The 22,625-nt window shown below is 54.0% G+C and carries 21 protein-coding genes; all 21 read right to left on the reverse strand.

The window, feature by feature from the left end:
• Window positions 1-25: 25 nt before the first annotated feature.
• The gene (gene gmk / locus DESUT3_RS11395; RefSeq protein ID WP_221248597.1) at window positions 26-640 is read right to left on the reverse strand and encodes a guanylate kinase; all 615 of its coding nucleotides are present in this window, start codon (window positions 638-640) and stop codon (window positions 26-28) included.
• Window positions 641-646: 6 nt separating this feature from the next.
• Window positions 647-1,525 (reverse strand): YicC/YloC family endoribonuclease, encoded by an 879-nt coding sequence (locus DESUT3_RS11400; protein ID WP_221248598.1) that lies wholly within the window; start codon window positions 1,523-1,525, stop codon window positions 647-649.
• A 62-nt stretch (window positions 1,526-1,587) separates the two neighbouring features.
• Window positions 1,588-3,000 carry a sugar transferase gene (locus tag DESUT3_RS11405; RefSeq protein WP_221248599.1) on the reverse strand — a complete coding sequence of 471 codons (1,413 nt, stop codon included), beginning with the start codon at window positions 2,998-3,000 and terminating at the stop codon, window positions 1,588-1,590.
• Window positions 3,001-3,007: 7 nt separating this feature from the next.
• Window positions 3,008-3,928: a glycosyltransferase family 2 protein gene (locus DESUT3_RS11410; protein ID WP_221248600.1), complete on the reverse strand. Its 921-nt coding sequence runs from the start codon at window positions 3,926-3,928 to the stop codon at window positions 3,008-3,010.
• A 14-nt stretch (window positions 3,929-3,942) separates the two neighbouring features.
• Window positions 3,943-7,725 carry a glycosyltransferase gene (locus DESUT3_RS11415; protein WP_221248601.1) on the reverse strand — a complete coding sequence of 1,261 codons (3,783 nt, stop codon included), beginning with the start codon at window positions 7,723-7,725 and terminating at the stop codon, window positions 3,943-3,945.
• A complete protein-coding gene (locus tag DESUT3_RS11420) occupies window positions 7,722-9,044 on the reverse strand; it encodes an ABC transporter ATP-binding protein (protein ID WP_221248602.1) in 1,323 nt (440 codons plus the stop codon). Before DESUT3_RS11420 ends, DESUT3_RS11415 begins: the two co-directional genes overlap by 4 nt.
• Window positions 9,034-9,831, reverse strand: a complete 798-nt coding sequence (locus DESUT3_RS11425) for an ABC transporter permease (protein ID WP_404827047.1) — start codon at window positions 9,829-9,831, stop codon at window positions 9,034-9,036. The genes DESUT3_RS11420 and DESUT3_RS11425 overlap by 11 nt, the downstream gene beginning before the upstream one ends.
• 253 nt (window positions 9,832-10,084) lie before the next feature.
• Entirely contained in the window at window positions 10,085-10,696 is a 612-nt protein-coding gene (gene gmhB / locus DESUT3_RS11430; protein WP_221248604.1) for a D-glycero-beta-D-manno-heptose 1,7-bisphosphate 7-phosphatase, read from the reverse strand.
• On the reverse strand, window positions 10,693-11,055 hold the full coding sequence (locus tag DESUT3_RS11435; protein ID WP_225911485.1) for a four helix bundle protein: 363 nt from the start codon (window positions 11,053-11,055) through the stop codon (window positions 10,693-10,695). The genes gmhB and DESUT3_RS11435 overlap by 4 nt, the downstream gene beginning before the upstream one ends.
• 10 nt (window positions 11,056-11,065) lie before the next feature.
• A complete protein-coding gene (hldE, locus tag DESUT3_RS11440) occupies window positions 11,066-12,538 on the reverse strand; it encodes a bifunctional D-glycero-beta-D-manno-heptose-7-phosphate kinase/D-glycero-beta-D-manno-heptose 1-phosphate adenylyltransferase HldE (RefSeq protein ID WP_221248605.1) in 1,473 nt (490 codons plus the stop codon).
• A 72-nt stretch (window positions 12,539-12,610) separates the two neighbouring features.
• Window positions 12,611-13,567: a hypothetical protein gene (locus DESUT3_RS11445; RefSeq protein ID WP_221248606.1), complete on the reverse strand. Its 957-nt coding sequence runs from the start codon at window positions 13,565-13,567 to the stop codon at window positions 12,611-12,613.
• A 20-nt stretch (window positions 13,568-13,587) separates the two neighbouring features.
• Window positions 13,588-14,469 (reverse strand): alpha-1,2-fucosyltransferase, encoded by an 882-nt coding sequence (locus DESUT3_RS11450; RefSeq protein ID WP_221248607.1) that lies wholly within the window; start codon window positions 14,467-14,469, stop codon window positions 13,588-13,590.
• An 18-nt stretch (window positions 14,470-14,487) separates the two neighbouring features.
• The gene (locus tag DESUT3_RS11455) at window positions 14,488-15,615 is read right to left on the reverse strand and encodes a DegT/DnrJ/EryC1/StrS family aminotransferase (protein ID WP_221248608.1); all 1,128 of its coding nucleotides are present in this window, start codon (window positions 15,613-15,615) and stop codon (window positions 14,488-14,490) included.
• Window positions 15,612-16,025: a sugar 3,4-ketoisomerase gene (locus tag DESUT3_RS11460; RefSeq protein ID WP_221248609.1), complete on the reverse strand. Its 414-nt coding sequence runs from the start codon at window positions 16,023-16,025 to the stop codon at window positions 15,612-15,614. The genes DESUT3_RS11455 and DESUT3_RS11460 overlap by 4 nt, the downstream gene beginning before the upstream one ends.
• A 1-nt stretch (window position 16,026) precedes the next feature.
• On the reverse strand, window positions 16,027-16,491 hold the full coding sequence (locus DESUT3_RS21230; RefSeq protein ID WP_221248610.1) for an acyltransferase: 465 nt from the start codon (window positions 16,489-16,491) through the stop codon (window positions 16,027-16,029).
• A 41-nt stretch (window positions 16,492-16,532) separates the two neighbouring features.
• On the reverse strand, window positions 16,533-17,444 hold the full coding sequence (locus tag DESUT3_RS11470) for a glycosyltransferase (RefSeq protein WP_221248611.1): 912 nt from the start codon (window positions 17,442-17,444) through the stop codon (window positions 16,533-16,535).
• A gap of 38 nt (window positions 17,445-17,482) precedes the next feature.
• On the reverse strand, window positions 17,483-18,973 hold the full coding sequence (locus DESUT3_RS11475; RefSeq protein ID WP_225911699.1) for a glycosyltransferase family 39 protein: 1,491 nt from the start codon (window positions 18,971-18,973) through the stop codon (window positions 17,483-17,485).
• A 123-nt stretch (window positions 18,974-19,096) separates the two neighbouring features.
• Complete coding sequence (gene gmhA, locus DESUT3_RS11480; protein ID WP_225911486.1) at window positions 19,097-19,681, reverse strand: D-sedoheptulose 7-phosphate isomerase; 585 nt, start codon at window positions 19,679-19,681, stop codon at window positions 19,097-19,099.
• A gap of 18 nt (window positions 19,682-19,699) precedes the next feature.
• Window positions 19,700-20,902: a lipopolysaccharide kinase InaA family protein gene (locus DESUT3_RS11485; RefSeq protein ID WP_221248613.1), complete on the reverse strand. Its 1,203-nt coding sequence runs from the start codon at window positions 20,900-20,902 to the stop codon at window positions 19,700-19,702.
• Entirely contained in the window at window positions 20,899-21,660 is a 762-nt protein-coding gene (locus DESUT3_RS11490; RefSeq protein WP_221248614.1) for a lipopolysaccharide kinase InaA family protein, read from the reverse strand. Before DESUT3_RS11490 ends, DESUT3_RS11485 begins: the two co-directional genes overlap by 4 nt.
• Before the next feature lie 41 nt (window positions 21,661-21,701).
• Window positions 21,702-22,610 (reverse strand): glycosyltransferase family 2 protein, encoded by a 909-nt coding sequence (locus DESUT3_RS11495; RefSeq protein ID WP_221248615.1) that lies wholly within the window; start codon window positions 22,608-22,610, stop codon window positions 21,702-21,704.
• Window positions 22,611-22,625: the final 15 nt, after the last annotated feature.

Consider the following 22,625-nt stretch of genomic DNA (forward strand, 5'->3'; position numbering starts at 1 on the left):
AATCGGCTCGGGCCGCCTGGGCCCGTCATGCCCCGAATTCAAACACATCCTTCAGCCCGTCGAGCACCCTGCCGCTACGGCAGCCCTCGGCGAGGACGATCGACTTCAGTTCGGCAAGCGCCTGCTCGAAGTCGTCATTCACCACGATGTAATCATACCAGGCCGCCTCGCGGATTTCTCCCCGGGCGTTGGCGATGCGCCGCTCAATCACTTCGGCCGAATCGGTGTTGCGCCCGACCAGGCGCCGACGCAGTTCCTGAAAATCCGGCGGCAGGATAAAGACGAACACCCCCTGCCGATAGTTCTTCTTCAACTGGGCCGCGCCCTGACAATCGATGTCGAGCAACACGTCCTGGCCGGCGGCCCGGGCCTCTTCCAATGTCGCCAGGGCCGTTCCATAGCGGTTGCCGTGAACCTCGGCCCACTCGGCAAACGCCCCCTCGGCGACCATCTTCTCGAAGGCCCCCGCGGAGACAAAGTGGTAATCGACACCATCTTTTTCACCGGGTCGCATCGGCCGAGTAGTGTACGAGACAGAATGCCGCAGCCCTTGGAAAATGTCAATTATTTCCTTGCAAAGCGAGGTTTTACCAGCACCTGAAGGAGCGGAGACTACAAAAAGAATACCTTCCCGTTTCATCTTGTCCTACTCGATATTTTGGACTTGCTCGCGGATTTTTTCCAACTCAGCCTTGATGCCGACCACCGTCCTGGTCAACTCGGAATCATTGGACTTGGACCCCATGGTATTGACCTCACGGTTAAATTCCTGGGTCAAAAAATCCATCTGCCGCCCGACGGGTTCCTCCGCCTGGAGCAATCCCCTGAACTGCTCGAGATGGCTCTTGAACCGGGTGATCTCCTCGCTGATATCACAACGATCGGCAAAGATGGCCACTTCCTGGGCCACACGTTGAGGATCGAAGGCGACATCTCCGCCCAGCTTTTCCAGCCGCTCGGAAAGCTTGCCCCGCCACTCCTCGGCGACCCGGGGGGCGCGCGCCTCGATCTTGCCGAGCATCTCTTCGATCAACCTGAGGCGCTCCTCGATATCCGCACAGGTGGCCGAACCTTCCGCCACCCGCATGGCCTCCAGGGCATCGACGGCTTTGCCGATGGCGGCCTCCAGGGCTTGCCGGAGCAGGCTTTCCGAAAGCGCCCCCTCCTCCAGGGAAATGACGTCGCGCTGCTGCACCAGCAAAGACAAGGGAATGCCGCCGTCCACCGGGAAGCTGTTGCGCATTTCCTCGAACAGTTCCACGTACGCGGCCACCAGGGGCCGGTTCATGACCGGCTTGGCCGCGGCCAGCCCGGTGAACTCGAGGTTCACGAACACATCGATTTTGCCGCGCCGCAACCGCTCCCCTACCCGCTTCTTGGTCTCGTTCTCCAGCGCCATCAGGGAGCGGGGCGCCTTGACGGTAATGTCGCAGTAGCGGTGATTGACGGATTTGATTTCTACGGAAACGGAAAGTTCGGCGCTGGCGCCCTCCCCTTTGCCGTACCCGGTCATGCTTTTAATCATCGAATGCCACCTTGTAGAAACTAGTTATCGACCATCGAGATTGACAAGCCGCAACCTCGAATCTAACAGCTCCCCTGCCGGGTAAATACCACCACCAGGGTTTTCAGAAGTATCCTAATATCCAGCCAAAGGCTCCAATTGTCAATGTATTGAAGGTCGAGTTTGACGATTTCATCGAAATCGTCGATGCGACTGCGCCCGCTTACCTGCCATAGGCCGGAGATCCCCGGCTTGATGCTGATCCGCCGCCGCTGCCAGTTTTCATAGCGGTCCACCTCGGCCGGCGTCGGCGGACGAGTGCCGACCAGGCTCATCTCCCCCTTGAGCACGTTCCAGAACTGGGGCAGTTCATCCAGGCTGGTCCTGCGCAAAAACCTACCGACCCGAGTGATGCGCGGGTCGTCTTTGATTTTGAAAATGGCCCCATTCATTTCGTTGCGGGATTCCAGATCTTTCTTCCGCGATTCGGCATCCGCCTGCATGGAGCGGAACTTACAGCACTTGAAGGACCTGCCGCCCTGGCCGACCCGCGGCTGGCAAAAAAATACCGGCCCCGGGGAATCGAGCTTGATCGCAAGAACGATAAGAGGACTGAGCACCAGGGTTAAGCCCAGCCCAACCAAAGCGCCGCAGATATCCAGACAACGCTTGGCGAGCAGTTGCTGCGCGTCGAAACACTTGGAATGAAACGTCAGAATCGGGATTTCCTCGTGGAAAAAGCTGAGCTCCTTCCGGGAGAGGCCGATCTCGTAGAAATCGAGCACCATTCGCACCGTGATCCCGAGCTCCTCGAGGTCCCGGACATAGCCGTCGGCGTCGAGAAACAGGTCCTTGGGCAGGCAGAAGACCACCTCATCCACCGTGTGGCGCTTGCAGATCTCCAGCAAATCGTCAACATGGCCGAGAACCCGGATCCCGTCGACGTCCTCCAGCAAGGGAGGATCGGTCACCTGGACAAACCCGGCGACCCGCAGGCCCCAATCAGCGTGGTCGATAAGCAACTGCTGAAAGCGGCGAGCCTTGTCCCGGGTACCGACAATCAGGATCTGCCGGAAGTTGTAGCCCAGCCTCCTCAGGACACCCAACCCGGCCCGCAGAAGGCCTTTCTCAAGGGTTAATAGCCCAAAGGAGGCCAGGACGAAGATGAGAAAAAAACTGCGGCTGAAAACTTGTCGATCGGTGAAAAAAATAACCGCAGCGACGATAAAAGCGCCCCAGACATGCACCGAAGCGATGCGCGCGACTATTTCAAATCGCGAAAGCCGGCGGATGGAAGCAAACATTCCCTGGCGGGCCAGCAGGTATACCCAAACCGGAATGATTACCAGCAGCGTCCAGATATATTCATGAAAGGCAAAGAGATCCGGGTTGAACTGGCGTCGAATTTCATAGGCAAGCAGGAAGGCCAGAATGATGACCAGCACATCGAGAGCGATGGTCAAACGGGTGAAAAGTGTGGATTGCTGGCGCAGCATGAAAACCCTAAAGCTCCTTCCCCCAGAAAGCCTTCTGCATGCTCAACCGGCGTTTGACGGCCACCGGCAGAAGCTTTTCGGCAAGCCCTGCCCGAAACCCCAGATAGCGGATGGGAGTCCGGATGAGGGCCGATGGGATCAGCCAAGGCGCCTTGGCCGCTAGATATTTCATCTCCGACTTGAGAAACCGCAGCCCCTCCCCTTCTGCACCGCCGAACCGCTCACGGACCCAGGGCTCACGAGCGTGAAAAACGCCGATATCGAAATAGCGTTGAAACTCCTGTCGGAAATTGTAGTTGTGAGAATGATAGACCTGCGCCTCGGCGCAGTAAGCGATCTTCCACCCGGCCAGGATCATTTTGGCGGCCACGTACGTATCCTCGCTGACGATGCAGCGCTCCGGAAATCCGCCAACAGCCTCCAGCGCGGTTCTGCGATAAGCAGCGAAGGAGTTGGAGCTGAAGGCGGTTTTAAGTCCCCAATTCCTGGTATCGTCTAAAGATTTTTTTAAACTCCTTTTCGAGTAGTTAAAAACTCGAGCATGGGCTTCAATCGGACCTGATCCCAAATGTGGCAATTGGCGACCATAGGCGAGGCCAACAGATGCATCGTCAAAGCAATCCAACAAGTGACCAAGAGCCTGAGGGTCAGCAAGAAGAACGTCTTGTGTCAAAAAAATTATGACTTCGGCCTCATTAAGTGCTTCAATAGCCCTATTTCTAACACCCCCGTGGTCGAAATTTTCTCTTTTGATAACCTCCACTAAAAAACCATTATCTAAAGCCTTTTCCACGGTTGCATCCGCGGAACTGGAGTCCACTATTAGCACACAATACGGTCTATCGATCTGGCAATTAAAAGAGTCTAAAAACTTCTCCCAATTGTTTCCAGGATTCAATGTAGGTAAACAGATCGCAAACTTCTTCATCAAACCTCTTAATTTTAATATTCTCCAATAGATGACAAGGCTCGATTCAGACTTTCGTGATAAGCTCTGTGTAAATCGAGATGTCGTTCTAATCTTTTTCTGGCATCTGCTGGAGTCCTAAAAAGACTGGTTGTTTTTTGAACAAAAACAAATGAATTCCGATACCCATATCTAAGCCACAAATTCCAATCTTCTAACTGCTCCAAGGACAGATCGAAACCACCCCTTTCTAAATATATATTTTTATTAAATAGAATCGATTGTATAGGGATAAAGTTGTGATCTTTTAGAACAGAATAATTCCACTCCTGATTAAAAACACTTGGACTACTGTACGATACCTCCTCATAAGACCTGCCATGGATATTTGTTTGAACTTCAAACGCCAGGGAGTACGCTGCTGAGGCATGAGGATTTTTTAGCAGACAACTAATCAAAGTTTCTACATGATCTGCATAAAGAAGATCGTCATCATCTAAAAACATACAATAGTCGCCTGAGGCTACCTCAAGGCCCTTGTTGCCTGCGAAAGACCGACCATTTTTTGGACAGGGGATAAATTTAATAGATACAGTTGGAAGCTGGTCTTGTAACTTCTCGATCAAAGGAGCCACCGAGTCCCCGCCATCCTGAACAACAATCCATTCAATATTTCCATAGGTTTGATTGGCTACACATCGTGCAGCTTGTCTCAAAAACACATCCCTCCCTTCGCATTCAAATGTTCTCGTTATTATAGAAACTTTAGGGCCACAAAGAACCGGAGACACTCGATACGTCGCACCATCTCGCGTATTCTCATAATCAAAAAACCTAAAAGGGTAATAAGCTTTGCAAGGGCCCTTACCTTGAAGGAAATGTGGTGTGTTTTTTAACAACCTATATAGGTTAGAAAAGGTGGATTTCTTTGCCCCCGGGAAAGGCTCCTCAGGCCTTAAGGCAAGCCAGGCCAGCCCGATAAAACCGGTAAGTTTGTCTTTCAGGTTCCCATATCTAATTCGAATGGCCGCATTGGCATAGGTGCTTCCAATAAATTGAAGCGGCTTCAACAATACCCCTGCCCCACTACAACCATCCTCATAACTGTAATGATAAACGAAAGCACTCGGACAATAACGTAATTTATACCCAAAAAAACGAAAACGATACGACAACTCGACATCTTCGCCATACATGAATATTTTTTTGTCATAGCCCCCCACCTGAAAATAGGCAGACCGCCTCATCAAAACGCATGCATGAGATTGCCATGTTGTTTCTAAAGTAACTGGATCATAATGTTTTGGATGCTCATAAGGGACCTGTCTAAATTCCCATGAGGCAACATCGTCTTCATCATTTAGAGCAAATTCCACTATATTCTTTATGGATTCTGGGGAAAATTCCAAATCAATATTACTTATTATAAAAAAGGCACTACTTCCTTGACAGATAGCCCTGTGATGTCCAGTTCCGTATCCAACATTGCCCTGCCTAAGAATAATTATATTTTGAAATTGATCTATATGTTTGGCCCTTAATTTCTCTAGCTGTTCTAAAGTTCCGTCACTTGACCCATTATCAACAAAAATTAGACTTATCTTTCCATTGTCATAAGACTGGTTTGCAATTGATGGAAAAAATGAATCAATCCATTTTTCGCTATTATAGGTTACTATAGTCAGATCAATCGAAGGATATTCGTCTATATTACTACAAAAAGGGATAACGACGTCTCTATTTTCAACGATTGCATTATGGGACAATTTGTTTTGAGATGAATAGGCAAGACTCTCAAGTGCTTTTGAAATTTTCTGAAAGATATTTCCCCTAAAAGATCTTACCCGGACAAGAAAAGGGAACTCTTGATAGATCGATCTGATGCGAATTGTTCTAAACCGACGAAAAATATTTGCTATTCTCCTAAGCGGAAATGTTATCTTCCAAGACCTCGAATTAACAACTTCCGCCAACTGAGAATCTAGGACTCTGGAGGTCTCCTGGAGATTGTTGATAATTGACTCATACTCAAGCAATTTTTTATTGAGTTTAGACACACTCTTTTCCAACCCGACCACCTGTAGACTTAGGTGATCAATGCTTTTTTCCTTTTCTATCAATGCTTTTTGAATGTTATTGTATTGAATCGGCAAATTTTGACCCCAATCAATATACTGTTGGAACTTGCCCCCATGAACTTCTGCTTGAAACACTGCTTCCATCTCAGAGTACTTCTCTATCAAGTGACTATCAAAATGAAAGCCGACAGCCTTGAATGCCCCTGCAACGAATTCGACCCTTGATTTAAAATTGCAATTAGAACATTTCGAGAACCGGCTCACCGAACCCAACAAGGACAATAGAGCCCTAAACAACAAAAATCCTACTGGGAATTCAGCACTCACCACCCATTCCTGGTCTATTACTTTCCAGTCACCTCTGCAATCCTTAATAAGATTTTGAGGAATTAAATCAATACATCGACCAGAAATTTTTGAATCCAGTGAATCAATTTCCACTCCTCCAGTAATTTCTGAAGGCAATGAGTTAAGAATCCCCAAATATTTTTTTAAAAATGCTCCAACATCCTCAAGTCGCCATCCCTCTCTGGCAACAATTAAAAGTAACTCTTTTTGCAAGTTCTCACCACTAATGTATTCCGTTTTTTCATTTATGCTCCAGACTACATTATTTCCAACAACTGTATTGATCCTATCAAATGAAAGGGGAAATTTAACAACTTCAATCTCCCCGGTGTCGGTAATAACGAATTGCGTTTCTGTACAATATTTATCTTCCCGATTAGTACTAAAGTGGTACCCTAAATTATTTGATGAAAATTTTTCTGAACCTTCCTCAGTTGCCAAAACAACAAACGAGTTCCCTAACTCGAGTGCAATTCCATTATCAAAAAGATGCTCCCAAACCAATTCCGGGGAAAATGCAAGAACAGGGGGCAGTTGGGGGTCACGTCTTACGCTTTGCCAGGCAAGGGCAGCTGCATCAAAGTCATTACAGAAGAATCCGGCTTCAGTAACAATTGACTGAGGGAATTTATAATCGGGGAACGGGACCATGAATTCCATCATTGGGAAACCGGCTTTTGCCAACAAATTTTCGAGCACCCGACGGCCATATGTTTGGGGTTGCTGGCCATTGTAACGGCCCTCAATTCCATACATGGGTTCTCCCAGGTGGTCTTCTGGAGCACCAGCAAAGTATTTTAAACCCAATTGATTTTCTATCGCCAAGATCAGCCGCCCTTTAGGCTTAAGGAGGCTTTTGACTTTATCCAGCATCGAGAGAGCGGGCTCTTCACCTGGCACAAACAGATTGGCATATTCCAACACACCAATCAGGGTGACAACATCGAATTGTTCTCCACAACTAAAAAGGTCGAACCGATCAGCAATTACATCCACATTACTTAAGTCCCTAGTGCGAGACCTTGCAATAGAAGCCCGCCGAGTCGACCCCTCCAACGCCAATACATTAGCACCGCATTCCCCCAGATATCTTGTAATTGCGCCACAGCCTGCACCAACCTCTAAAACCCTTGCACCCTTCAAAAGGCCCACAAACGGCCTAAGCACATTAGACCGATTGCGACTAAGGTGGTAAAGGGATGGCCAATCAGTGCAGTGTTGGCGCAATTCAACTGAAAAAACACCGAGATCATTTGCGTTATTTATAATATCATAAATACGTCCCTCTACTTCATCCCCATCGCTATAAGAAATATCTTGATAATTTGACTTCGACCAAACATAAGTATCTGTTTGAAGTTCGTATCCATACTTCTCAAGGGCCGCCTTCATGATACAGTTTCCTTTATTTCCAATTTTAGATTCAAATCAATTATTCCGAAAACCTTGTGATTCGGCCTTACCTGAAAGTGTATAGCGTCATATCTACGATCATGCGGCGTTACCATATCACCACTGGCAGTTGCAACGCCCAATGAAATAAAGTAATCACCAGGTGCCAAGCGACAAACAAAAGAAGCTTCGACAAAAACGGTTTGTCCTTCCTGACCGAGCCTATTAAAACTTTCCACACCTAGAGTTTCGGAATTTGCCCCATATACCGTAACTCCTTCCAAGGTTTTGACAGTGATTCCTAGAATAGGACGTATTATTTTATTTAATATTTTAAATGAGACACCCAGGACAATCTTTTGCCCTGTTGAAATAGCAGAAGGATATAATTCACCATCGGCAAGTAGATAAAAGTCCAATATTTTAACTGCACCATCACCCCATCTATATTCATGCTGATTGTACCCAGGACGAGTAGAAAATATGTCCTTTTCAAGGCTCAGCACAATTCCAGACTTTTTCACCCCTTCAGGTCCGGCTCCAGACCCGACCACTTGATTTTCATGCATTGGAATTTTGTCTTTTCCAAACAAAATATCCATATAACGGTTGACGACACCCCTTGGCTCCCCACCCTCAACAACCTCCCCCTTCTCGAGGAGTAGTGCTTTAGAACAATGAGTAACGATTTGCTCACTTGAATGGGTAACCAATAAAATACTTGTTCCGTTATCTTTAAGCTTTTTCAGTCTATCGAAGCACTTGGCTTGAAATTTTGCATCACCAACAGCCAAGGCCTCATCGACAATCAAAATATCCGGTTCTACCTGTGCCTGAACAGCAAAAGCAAGTCGCACCATCATCCCACTAGAATATGTTTTTACAGGTTGATCTATGAAATCGCCGATGTCGGCAAATTCAACAATATCCTTGAATCGACCATCAATTTCCTCATTAGTTAACCCTAGAAGCGAGGCATTCAGGTAAACATTTTCACGGCCGGTAAATTCAGGATTAAACCCTGACCCCAACTCAAGCAAGGCAGCAATCCGCCCTCGGGTTGATATGTTTCCAGAGGTAGGATTGAGAGTACCACAGATCAACTGCAGCAGAGTAGACTTCCCGCTCCCATTCCGCCCTACAATGCCTACAGTTTCTCCCCTCTCAACAGTAAATGAAACATCTCGAAGCGCCCAAAATTCTTTAAAATAACTCCTACGCCCGCGAGCCAACATCTGCTTTAAACGATCACGAGGACTGTCATATATTTGATAGCATTTACTTATGCCTTCCACACTTATCGCAATATCAGAGGACATCCGCAAAACCCTTTCTTGTCTTCTGAAACCAGGCGAATCCAAGCCAGGCTACCAAACCCGATAGGACGACAGAAAATAACCAAATTCTCGGATTTATGAGTTGCCCCCAGAACATAGCGTTTCTAATCACTTCAATGATATGGGTCAAAGGGTTTAGAAAAAGAAAAATATGATATTTTTCGGGTAGAGAACTCAATGGGTAGAAAATGGGTGATAAAAACATCAGAACTGTAGTCAAAACAGAAACAACTTGAGTAACATCTCTTAGATAAACACCCAAAGATGCCAAAAACCAGCAAAGACCGGTAGTCAGAAAAACCAAAGGGAGCAACTCCAAAGGAAGAAAAAGAATGGTTATTGGCGGAGCACCAAAAAAAACCAAATAAAAAATCACCCAGACGATAAAACTAATAAAAAAATGGAAAAGTGCTGACCCAATAGTAATTACTGGAAGAATTTCCAAGGGGAAAACAACTTTTTTAACAAAATTTCCATTATTCAAAATCAACCCAGGTGCTCGATTGATGCATTCTGAGAAAAAATTAAAAACTATAAGCCCTGAGAAAAGAACCAGCGCAAACTCGGTCTTTGAACCAGACCCGGAAGCCCCCCACCGTGCCTTGAAAACAACACTAAAAACAAACGTATAGACAGCAAGCATAAGCACAGGGTTAAAAAACGACCAAAGCAACCCCATGACTGAACCGCGATAACGACCAATCACCTCACGTTTAGTCATTTGAAATATCAACTGTCGATTCCACCACAGGCTTTTACATAGAGCCATGAGTGAGATCGGTTGGGCTGCGTGGGGATTACCCAACGAGTGATTAACCATTGCTATCACACTCCATATTAAAATATTGGAATTTGGGCATACATATGAGAAAAGCCCTCGATATCCTGGCCTACCAGTTTCAAGGGCTTTCTGAGGGTGCAAAATATTCGGCCAGATTTTGCCCACTTACAGCATCTCATTTTGGGCGAGTCTTGACGAACATCATAAAAAACAAGGCTGAGTCAAACAATATCGGGTGAAATTATCCATTCACTTTTTCTTTCTCAACAATTCTTGCCGCCGCATGTGCCAAGGTATCGGCAATCTGCACTTTTTGCAGTTCCATCCGGTCAATTTCGATATGCCCATAACCCGTCAGCACTAAGATTTGGGCGCACCCCGCTGCCTTGCCCGCCTCAATATCCGCGATTTTGTCCCCTACCATGAAAGAAGCTACAAGGTCAATCTCATGCTCCCGAGCAGCCTCCAAAAGCATCCCAGGCTTACCCTTCCGGCAATTGCACTTTCTGCGAAACTCACCAAAACCCTCTGTAGGGTGATGGGGGCAGACATAGAAGGCGTCGATTGAAGTACCAATTTTCGCTAATTCGTCCTGTATGTGTCGGTGCAAGACCTCGACATCCTCGAGGGAATAAAACCCCCGGGCGACGCCGGACTGGTTGGTGACCACAATCACCAAAAAGCCGGCTTCCTTGAGCTTTTTAATTGCCTCCGGAACTCCAGGAATGAACTCAAAATCTTCTATTTTGTACAGATAGTCTTTCTCAACGTTAATTGTGCCATCCCGGTCGAGGAAGACTGCCCTGCGGGCGGTCTTTGTGAGGAGTGAGGGGTGAGGGGTGAGGGGTTTCATTCGGAAAACCTTTTTTGAAGCGAGGTTAGCAAGCCCCCGGCAAGGGAGAAAACGGAACCAATGCGCTCAAGCAAGCTACTGGTTTCATCGAGGTATCCCAAATCTTGTGCGAGGACAACTTGAGTTTCGAGTTCACTCAATGATCCCCTGGCGATCGACAGAAACTGAATAAATTCCCGCACACCATTACGCCCAGCTCCTTCGGCAATTTTACTAGGTATGGAAACCGCAGCCCTGCGCATCTGGCCAGTCAAACCGTAGATCTCTTCGCGGGGGAAATCGCCTGTTGCCTCGTAAACTTCCTTAACCAGAGCCCTGGAATCTTGCCAAAGTTTGAGATTATGGTGCTTTCGCCTCACCCCTCTCTCCTCACGCATCACGATATTGCTCGAGAATCCTCTCGATGATATTGGTCGTGGACTTGCCATCCACAAATTGGATCAACTCCACCTTTCCGCCATAGCTTTCAACCAGGTCCTTACCCACCACACCTTCAGGCGTGTAGTCTCCTCCCTTTACCAGAATATCCGGCCGCAGGGCCTCGATAAGCTGCAGAGGGGTGTCCTCGTCGAAAATCACGACGTAATCTATGCATTTAAGAGCGGCCAAAACATGGGCCCGCTCTTCCTGGCCGATGAGGGGCCGCTTGGGGCCCTTGAGGCGCTGGATCGAGTCGTCGGAATTGAGTCCCAGCACCAGCAGATCGCCGAGGCGCCGCGCGTGCTGCAGGTACTTGACGTGGCCCACGTGCAGCAGGTCGAAGCAGCCGTTGGTGAAGACGATTTTTTTCCCGGCATCCCGCTCACGCTCGAGAACGCCCTTGAGAACCTGGCGGTCCTTGATCTTGAGGTCGGTGTCGGGGTGCTGGCGCCCCACCACCTCGAGGATTTCGGCCGGCGCCACGGTGGAGGTGCCGACCTTGGCGACGACGATGCCGGCACCGATATTGGACACCCTGGCCGCATCGTCCAGCGACAGTCCGGCCGCAAGGCCGACGCCGATGAGCGAAAGCACGGTGTCGCCCGCCCCCGAAACGTCGAAGACCTCCCGCGCCTCGGTGGGCAGGTGAATCTCTTCGCCACTGCGCAGGAAAAGGCTCATCCCCTCCTCGCTGCGGGTCAGAACCAGGGCCTCCAGGTCCAGGGTCTGCTGCAGCTTGCGGCCGGCCCGGACCAGGGAGGCCTCATCGGAAATGGCAATCCCCGAGGCGGCCTGGGCCTCTTTGCGGTTGGGGGTGAGCAGGGTCGCGCCGGCGTATTTGCGGTAATCGGCCCCCTTGGGGTCAACCACCACGGGAATGCCGTGCGTCTTGCCCGCCTCGAAGATCGCCTTGAGCAGACCTTCGGTCAGAACCCCCTTGAGGTAGTCGGAGACCAGGATGACCTGACAGCGCCCGGCCGCCGACCTGACGTAGTCGGCCAGTCTCTGCTCGAGAGCGGGGTCGATGGGGTCGCGGCTCTCCCGGTCGATGCGCAGCATCTGCTGGTTGCTGGCCAGAACCCGGGTCTTGCGGCTGGTGGTCCGCCCGGGCGAAAGAAAAACACCGCCGGTGGCGATCTCCTTGGCCTCGAGAAGCCGGCGCAAATGCCGGCCGTCCTCGTCCTCGCCGAGGGCGCTGGCCACCTCCACCTGGCAACCGAGGGTCACCAGATTGTTGAGCACGTTGCCGGCGCCGCCCAGGCGCAGGTCCTCGCGGGCGACATCCACCACCTGCACCGGCGCTTCGGGGGAAATCCTTTCGGTCTTTCCCCAGAGATACTCATCCAGCATCAGGTCGCCCACGACCAGGGCGCGGATCCGGCAGAGACGGTTAAGAAAATTTTCGACTTTTATACGATCCATCAAAAGCATCCGTTACTGGTGAATGGTGATTCGTGACTGGTTAAATCCTGAGACCAGAATTCACAAAAATATCTACGCTTTCAGGCGATTCAGCACTGCCATTGCAAACAGCGGGATGTTTATCTCGTGGTGTCCGGTAATGGTGAAGCCCTTGCCGCCGCCGGAAGTCGGCCTTTTGACCACGTTCTGCAGCGGCCGGTAATGCTGCTGCATGTCGAAGTTGGCGGTGCTGAAGTTCTCCACGTGGTATCCCAGGTTCTGGGCGATGGAAAGGGCCTTCAGGAAAACTTCAGGCATCAGGACCGCGGAGCCGACATTCAGCCAGACCCCGCCGTTGCCCAGGTCGGCAACCACCGAGCTCAGCAGCCGGAAATCCCGAAAGGTCATCTCTCCGGTCACCGCGCCATCGGCCTCGGGGTGCTGGTGAATGATGTCGGTGCCCAGGGCGACATGGACCGTCACCGGGATCCCCTTCTGCACGCAGGCCGCCAGCAGGCTGTGCTCCCGGTGAGGGTGCTCCCCTTCCAGAATCCTGCGCCCGATCGCCTCGCCAAAGCCGATCCCCTTGGCCAGCCCCTCTTTGAGGATGCGGTTCATGCCGCCCCCGGTCTCTTCGGAAAACCCGAAATCGCCCGAATGCAGCACCGCGCCGACGTCCTCGGAGGTGGCGCCCACCAGAGAAACCTCGAAATCGTGGATGGCGGCCGAACCGTTCATCGCCACCGCGGTAATGACATCGGCCTCGATCAGGGATTTCAGCACCGGCTGCAGCCCGCACTTGATCACATGGCCGCCCATGGCCAGCACCACCGGCCGGCCTTTTTCGCGGGCCCCTACCACCGCATCGACCACGCCGCGCAGGCTGTCCGCGCCCAGCAGCCTGGGCAGGGAATCGAAAAACTCCCCGAAGGAGAGGCCTGCCTTCAGGGGCTTGGCAAAATGCTCCTTAATGTTCACCTTGTTGTCGCGGGTGTGAATCGAGTAGGTCTTGATCTTGGCGATATCCAGCGGATGGTATTTTTTAGTCATGGTCTACTTTTGGCAGAGGTTTAAAGGCGCAGCCACCCTTCGGGGATCAGGCTGCTGGTGTCGTATTTGGGCGTGGCGAACCATTTTTTGGGGGCCAGCACAATTTTTCCCGGGTCGGGATTCAACCAGGCGCCCCACCAGGAGAAACCGCTGTTGGCAATGATATGGTGCCGGCAATGGCTCATCAGCCGCAGGTCCTCGTGACCCTGATCGGGACCGTTGTGGGTAACGTAGGTGCTGGCGAAGGAGAGCCTCAGGTTGTCCATAACCCACTGGGGATCGTCGCTGAACACAAAAAAATGCGGCCGATCGACGGATTGGGCTAATTTTTCCACGCATCGGTGATAATAATCAAGACTGCAGGTTCCGTGGACCTCATTGACCTTGGAGATGGAGACATAGTCCCCGCGGCGCACGTGAAGGCTTACCGCATTGACGGACGCTATCTGCTCGATCAATTCGAGGTTTTTCCCGGAAGGGGCCTGCTTGAAGGAAAACTCCCGGCGCAATATATCCGAGATGTCCGAAAAGTATTTTTCGCTGTTCCAGTTGCCCTGAAGATACACATCCCCGGAAAGCTCCAGCACGCCCGGGTCGAAGCCGAAACCCTTCTCCTTGACGTAGCTGGCCGGGCGCCTGGGCTTTTTCCCCAAGAGGCGCCGAAGCAACGTGTTCTCCCCCTGGGTCAGGGCGGCAACCTCCTCGGCCGAGGCGAACCGCTCCTGGATATTGAACACCCCGAGCCCGTATTTCCTCGGGGCCAGGTCTGGATTGCCGGCATAATCGGCGAACCCGGAAAGATCCAATTTCAGTTCGGTCCCCAGGGCGTGAGCCAACCTTCGGCCCGCCGCATAAGGGAACATCTGGTTGGCCAGCCCGCCACTTACCTTGGCAATAACCATTGAAACCTCAAACAAAAGTTAGATTGAACTTTTTGCCCCCTCCAGGGATTCGGCCGTGCGTCTGATTGCATCAACCACCAGAGCGGCATCCTGGACGCTCAGATGGGGGCCCAAGGGGATGCTGAAAACTTCCTTGGCCAGCTGTTCGGCAATCGGCAGTCTCCCCTCATTGATCCCCAGGGGCGCGTAGGCCTCCTGCCGGTGCGGGGGGATGGGGTAATGGACCAGGGTGCCGACCCCCGCCTTGGCGAGCTCCTGCAGGTACAGATCGCGCTGGCGGCTGCGCAGCACGAACAGGTGCCAGACAGGCTCCATTTCACCGGCTACCTTCGGCAGGGCCGGGCCCACTTCGGGAAGCTGGGAGAGGTAGTAGCCGGCCAGGGCGACCCGACGCGTGTTCCACTCGTCAAGCCTGCCCAGCTTGACCCGCAGCAAAGCGGCGTGAAGCTCATCCAGCCGGGAATTCACCCCCTGAACCTGGTGATAGTACTTTTTTTCCGAGCCGTAATTTCTCAGAATCCTTATTTTTCTGGCCAACTGGTCGTCGTTGGTGGTGATCGCCCCACCGTCGCCCAAGGCGCCGAGGTTCTTCCCGGGATAAAAGCTGAACCCGGCGGCATCCCCCAGTCCGCCGACCCGCCGCCCCCTGAAACGGGCCCCGTGGGCCTGGGCGGCGTCCTCCAGCAGCCTGAGACCGTGGCGGTCGGCAATTGCCTTGAGCCGCTCCATCTCTGCGGGCTGGCCATAGAGGTGGACCGCGATAATGGCCCTGGTGCGGGGGGTAACGGCCTCCTCGACCCGGTCCGGGTCGAGGTTGCAGGTCTCCGGATCGGGCTCGACGGGCACGGGCCTGGCACCGGCGTAGGAGACCGCCAGCCAGGTCGCGATGTAGGTATTGGAGGGGACGATGACTTCGTCCCCGGCGCCGATGCCCATGGCCAGCAGGCTCAGGTAGAGGGCATCCAGCCCGTTGCCGACCCCGATGCAGTGCCTGGTCTCGCAATAGGCGGCGAACTCGGCTTCGAAGGCCTCGACTTCCGGACCGAGCACATACCACCCGGACTCCATGACCCGGCGATAGGCGGCATCCAGCTCTTCGCGCAACTCCAGGTAGGGGGCCTTGAGATCGAGGAAGGGCACTCTCATGGCCGACCCCGCAGGGCAGCCTGGAAATCGCTGTATTCCCGATAGTAGTCCGATTCGTCGTACAGGTTGGAGGCAAGCACCATGCAGACCGAGCCGGAAGAGAAGTTGTCGATCTCCCGCCAGATCATGGGGCAGACATAGAGCCCGTAATACGAGCGGTTGAGGTGAAACCGCTTCTTTTCCCGGCCATCGTCGAGAACCACGTCGAAGCTCCCCGACATGGCGACGATCAACTGGTGCAGCTCCTTGTGGGCATGCCCGCCGCGTTCGGCACCGCCGGGAACGTCATAAAGATAGTAAACCCGCTGGATCCCGAAAGGGACATGACGATTTTCCTCGATGAACGTCAGGTTCCCGCGGACATCAGTAATCTTGGGAAGGTCAATGATGCGACAATCGGCCAATGGCATTTCAGTCCTCCAGTTTCTTGACAACGCGTGCGGGATTGCCCGCGACCACCGTTTTGGGGGGGACATCCCGGGTCACCACGGCACCTGCGGCGACCATGGCTCCCTCCCCGATGACCAGGCCGGGGAGCAGGGTGGCATTGGCGCCGATGGAGGCGCCGCGCTTCACCAGGGTCGGTTTCAGTTCGAAGGGTTGGCGGCTGCGGGGGAACAGGTCATTGGTGAAGGTCGCATTGGGCCCGACGAAAACGTCGTCCTCGAGGGTAACCCCGTCCCACAGCTGCACGCCGCACTTGACGGTGACCCGGTCGCCGACCACCACCCGGTTTTCGATAAATACGTGGTCGCAGATGTTGCAGTCATTGCCGATCCGCGCACCGGGGAGGACATGCACGAAGGCCCAGATGCGGGTCCCCTCGCCGATTTGCTCGGATTCGACCAGGGCTTGCGGATGCTCAAAATGTCCCATGAATTCTTCCTCCACGACAAGGCCGGGGTGGTCTGCCCCTGTCAGCCCGTCCGCCTGCTCCCAACCAGCTTCCACCACAGCAGATACCAGAGCAGGCGCACATCCTGCCAGGCGAATTCCCAGCCGCCCTGGAACAATTCCCTTTCCCGCTCCGATCCCCCGCCGCTGTTGTGCAGATAGCGCCCCAGGGCGAGGTAGTGCCGCCGCAGCCGGTGGCGAATCAGCTTCCTGTAGGGCGCAAGCCTGGGCACCTCCTCGAGATACTTGCGAAAGCAGAGAACCTTGTCGGCCCTGGCGAGTTGGGGATTGGTCAGGGAGATATTGGCGCCGTGCAGCCGGTAGCAGTAAACCGGGGTGTCGACAAACCCGACTTTCCCTTCGAGGAAAAGCAGCAACTGAACGTCGAGATCCTCGCAATACCGGTAGCGGGAATCGAACCCCCCGAAACGCAGGAAAACGTCCCGTTTCGCCATCATGGTGTGGATCGGCAGGTTCAGCCCCTTGAGAAACCCGGGTATCGGGTCGGAGTGGCTGAACAACTGGCGTCTGCGCTCATCGAGAATGCGTTCGCCCGGCTCCGCATCCTCCAAAATTCTCAACCCGTCCGCGAACACACCGACATGCCCCGGATGCTCGACCAGAAACTCGGCCCGGGAACGAAGGCTTCCTGCCGGCAGATAGTCGTCCGAGGCGAGCAGGCAGAAATACTCCCCACTGGCCATGGAAATCCCCTCGTTGAGGGTCCTTATGAGGCCGCGGTTTTCCCTTGCCACCAGGCGGAACCCGCCGCGGCGATCCAGCAGCTCCCCGATGACCTCGGCACTCCCGTCCTTTGAACCATCATCGATGACAATCAGGTCGATGTCGGGCCAGTCCTGATCGAGAACGCTCTCGATGGCTTCGACTACATACTGCCGGTGGTTATATGAGGGGATTACAACGGAAACCTGCATCTAAAAAGTATCTCTCCAAATTAGACTGAGGGCAGTTTTCAATAGGGCTTTTTCTGAAAAATCAGGCTTAAATATTTTCCATCAGCAAATTTCTTCCGGAGCCCAAAGGACCCATAGTCGGGAATATCACTTTCATAATTATCTTTGACAACTATCCCGATCAATTCTGCCCCTTCATCGAGTGCGATCTGCTCCATCCGTTTGAAGTCTTCCTCCCCCCTGGTGAGGACGTGAATTATTTCTTCGCGACTTCTCCCTGAGTAAAAGGGAATTTCACCGTTGTTGGTCACCATTTTTTTCTGGTTCAACCCATCCTGCTCACCCAACCAGATTCCCGCTTCCTTCCCAGAGACCACCTGATGTTCGAGTTTGGCAATCGACTTGTAAGGGGGAACCAAAAACAGGCCGAGGAAAACCAGGGGAATCGCAATCCCAAGTCGGGGGTTGCGATTTCTTAAATCCCACATTTTTTGTAGGCCGAAACCAATCCAAGGGAACAATAAAACTGCAGGAGCAAAAACGTAGCGTGATTCGATGAAATTCATGTTCAACAGGAAAACAAAACAAACCAACAAGTATACTGCGGCCGAAAATAGTAAAATCAGGCTGCCTCTAGAAAACTTCTTGCAAAACAAAACCCCGGCAACGAAAACTATCGAGAAAGGAGAAAAAATCGTCCTCGCCAGACAAAACAACAATCCAATAAAATAGATAAGTCGAATGTGCTCTCGAGCAATCGAGGCAAAATCGTTATGATTCCACCCAAAAGGCGTTGCCATCTCCATGTTTTTCAACCCGGTTTTAATCTCCGGGATGATGCTGAAGATACCACCGCCGAGAACCTGGTGCAGATAATAAGACAAATTGTTGTAATCGGCTATGCCTGAATTTTTCAGGTCAGACAGATGGTAGGCCCCTGCAAGAGAAGAGAGAACGATCAGTAAAACGACAGCCTGTCTGATGCAAGATGCTCTTTTTCCAGGCTCCGAAAAGCGTACCAACCAAAGATAAATGAAGAATATTACCGGGAACAGGATCCCTTCAACACGAAAGAAAGCCGAGATTACCGCTGAACCAAGAAAGAGGAAACCATACACGATGCGCTTGTCGATTAAAGCGCGCCACGCAAAATACCCCGCCCAGGCAAAAAGACAAAGGAAGGTCGGGTCGCGCATGACCTTGACGGCACAGTCGTTGAAACCCGGTGCGACCACAAAAGCCAATCCACCCCAAAATGCGGCGGCGGGACCAAACAATCCGCGGGTGAGAAGGTAGACAGGGACCAGGGCGAGAACCGATGTCGTCAGGGAGATCAACTGGCCGGCCAGGACCATATCGCCCACCAGGAAATGGGCCCCGGCAATCAGCAGCGGGTAAAGGAAAAGGGAGCGATTTAATGCCAATCCATCTTGCCAGGCTCCCTGGGCGAATTTTTCCGCCTGGGCGATGAACAAAGGCCCATCATCGGGAAGAACCTCCATGAGGTTCAGCAACAGGAGCTTCAAACCGAAGGAGAAAAACAGCAGCACGATCAATGCCCTGTGCTCTTTCAATCGGTCGGGCCAGGACTGCGGGGGCATTAAGGTTCCCTTGAAAAGCTGGTTGACTGGGCAACTCGACTGCTCCGAGAGGCCCCGGCGGTCTGCGTGGATTCAATCCTCTCCAAGCTTGAACAGAATCTGCTCGACCAGGTCGCAAACGATATGCAGGATCACAATGTGTGCTTCCTGGATCCTGGGCGTCTCTTTTACCGGGATTGTCAGGCACAGGTCGGCGAGTTGCTTAATGGTCCCCCCGTCCCTGCCGAGCAGCCCGATGGTATGACAACCGATGCCCCTGGCCCGCTCGAGGGCCTGGTGAACGTTGGGGGAATTGCCGCTGGTGGAAAGGCCGATCACCACATCCCCGGAACAGGCCAGGGCTTCGACCTGGCGGGTAAAAATCGCCTCGTACCCATAGTCGTTGCCGACGGCAGTCAGAATCGAAGTGTCGGTGGTCAACGCGATCGCCGGCAGCCCTTTCCTTTCCATGGCGAAGCGCCCCACCAGTTCGGCGGCGAAATGCTGGGAATCAGCGGCCGAGCCGCCATTGCCCATGATCAGCACCTTGTTGCCCTTGGCCAGGGCCTGCCCGATCAGCCGGGCACACTCGAGGACGGTGCCGGAGAGCCGATCGGCGACCATTTCCATGGTCTCGATGTTTCTGGCGAATTGCCCTTTGATATATTCCACGTTCATGCAAAGACTCCAAACGGATTAGATTTCGCTGCGGACACCGGACCAGCGTTCCCAGCAGGCTCGAAAACCTCGATCCAACTCGTGATCCCCGGGGCTTAGGCGGTGAAGATCGCGAAAGACATGCTTGATGTCCTTGCGGACCTTCGCCTCGCGAACCCGCCCATAGACCCGGCTGCAATCCATGTCCACCAGGAACAGATCGTACCCTGCGCCCCTGGGTGCCGCGAGAATGTTGTCCCAGTTGGTATCGCCGTGAATCGCCCCCAGGCGGTGGAGCCGCCCGAACAGGACCGCCAGCTGAACCAGGCAGGATTTTTTTCCGCCAGCCGAGAGCGACTCCCAGAGCCGGGTCAGGGTCTTGGTGCCTTCTAAATATTCGGACAGGATATACGAATGGCCGAGAAACCGGAAGCACCTTTCTTCCACGCACAGAATCGGGTCCGGGATGGCCGCCCCCCGGGCGCGGAACCCCCAGGAGGTGATCCACCCCCGCAGGGCCCGCGAGCGCCGGAAAACGTGCCGAAGGCTGTAAGCCCAGCCTCGGCGGTTGTAGCGCTTGAGGACATAGTTACGCCCGGCCGCTTCGATCTTCACCGTCAGGCAGCTGTTGCCCCTGCCCGGCAGGCGCTCGCCGGAACCGATCAGGCCATCGGGGTCGGCAACAAGCCTCTCCAGCAGCGCCTGGGCCTCGTCCGAATCCCGACGGTAGTACTGCAGGCGCCCGCTCCTGCCGGTCACAAATCCCTGCCCGGACCGCAGGCAGGCGCGTTCCGCCTGCTTCCAGCGGGCCGCCGCCATGCGCCTGGCAGCACCGTCGACTTGCAGGGCCAGGGCCACGCAGTCCCGCAAGCCCCCCCCGCCACCAAGGTAATGGCGGAGAAAGCGAAATCCGCAGCTTCGACTCAGCCGGGGAAGCAGGCTCGCGTACAGCCTGGCGAGGTCGCGTCTGCGCCAATCCCGCCAGGCAAGGCGGATGGCCCGCGAGGCAGGAATCCGCAGCCGAAAATCTCCCGCCCCGCCGCTGACCAGCACCCCACCCAACCCCGGGGGGCCAAGGACACGGCGACGCTCATGACTCTCGCGAATCAGGGTGGCGAGCTTCTCCACCAGGCGCAACTTCTCCCTGGGCGACAGGCCGCCCCCCGCCTGCCAGAGTTCCGCGAAGCTTGTTTCGGCTGCCGACTCAAGACGTGTCGGCGGTTGATCGAATTGCCCCGTCACTGGACCCTCCCCCGCCAGGCAGCCTCCGCCGCGGCCTCCAGTTCCAGGCCCGAGCGTTCCTTGCGTAAATCGCGCAGAAACCGCTCCAGGTCTTTGCGCAAACTGGCGAAGCGGGCCCGGGCCGGCAGCCGCCCGCCATCCAGGTCGACCAGGCAGATTTCTTCATCCCCGGCCGTGCCGGCGACCAGGATGTTGTTCCACTTCAGGTCGCCATGGACACACCCGCGGCGGTGCATATCCCCCAGAACCGCCGTCACCCTGCCCAACAGGGACACGCAGGCATCGCCGCTGCGGGTTGCCCAGGCCTGCTGCAGGTTGCAGGAGCCTTCGGCGAATTCAGTCAGCAGGTAGGACCTGCCCAGCAGACGGAACCTGCGCTCTTCCAGGCACAGCACCGGGCGCGGCACCGGCACCCCCCGAAAGAGGAATCCCCAGTTGACGCACCAGGTGCGCAGGGCCCGCGATCTGCGCAAGGCGTTGCGCAGCCGGTACCCCCAGCCGAGGCAGTTATAGGCCTTGAGGAAATAGGAACGTCCGCCGATTTCCACCTTGACGGCAAACCCCCGGCTGCCGGGCTTGAAAACCTCCCCCTGCCCGAGCAACAAGTCGGGGTCGGGCAACAGCGCCTCCAAGGCCTGCAGCGACGCCGGGGAATTCTCCCGGTAGATGGTAAACCCCTGGCGCAACTCGCGTACCCAGCCAGCCGCCCCGCCCAGACAACGTTTTTTTACCTGCCGCCACGACAGGGCCTCGTTCATCGAAGGCTCGCTTTTATCGAAGGATCCGCCGGCAGAAGACATCAGACAGTGGGCTGCTCTTTTTTCACGAAGGAACGCAGAAATTTCCTGAGATAGGACCACTCCAGGAGCAGGGTCGGCCGGGCCGCGATCCCCTGGAGGTAATAACGCCGGGCTTCGACTTGCCGGCCGGCCAAAGACAGGGACCGGGACAGGGACAGGCACTGCCTCCCGAACATTTCGGCCCGCAGGGCCATGAATTCGGCCGGCAGCACCTTGGGATCGAACAGGACGTCGATAAGCGCCGTGCCGGTTTTCATGATCAATTCGATGTTGTTGCGCAGACTGTCGTCATGCTTGAAGATTTCCAGGACCGGTTCCGCAAAGGAGCTGCAATCGTAGAGCGCCAGGGCCTGGGCGAAAACCGGGATATCCTCGCTGTTGCGGATATGGACCGGATAGCGGATGCTCTGGAAGATTTCCCGGGCCATGATGGTCGCACCGTTGGAAAGGCCGAAACGCCGCTGGACGTAGCGGCGGAAGTTCTCCATCCGGTCGGCGGACAGGGATTTGGCCGGATGGGTTTTCCGCCGGCCGTCGGGATGCACCGAGATGTGCCCAGCGGTGACCATCTGCTTGGCGCCGTTGGCGGCCAGATAGCCCCTGAACTTCTCCAGGGCCCCGTCCAGCAGCCGGTCGTCGGCATCGAGAAATATCAGGTACTGCCCCGCCGTTTCATCGATGCCCCGGTTTCGCGCCGCAGCCGGCCCCTGGTTCTGCTGGCGGACATAACGGACCCTGTGGGGGTGAGCCTCGGCCAGCCCCCTGCCGACCGCAGGGGTCTCGTCCTGCGAGCCGTCATCGATGATGACCACCTGGTAATCTTCCCCCCCCTGGGCCAAAACCGACTCGACCGCGCGGGGGAGCAGATGCCCGTAGTTATAGGCGGGGATGACAATGGAAAAGGTCATGCGTCGCTCCGGCTT

The sequence above is a fragment of the Desulfuromonas versatilis genome, from assembly GCF_019704135.1.
Classification (GTDB): Bacteria; Desulfobacterota; Desulfuromonadia; order Desulfuromonadales; family NIT-T3; genus Desulfuromonas_A; species Desulfuromonas_A versatilis.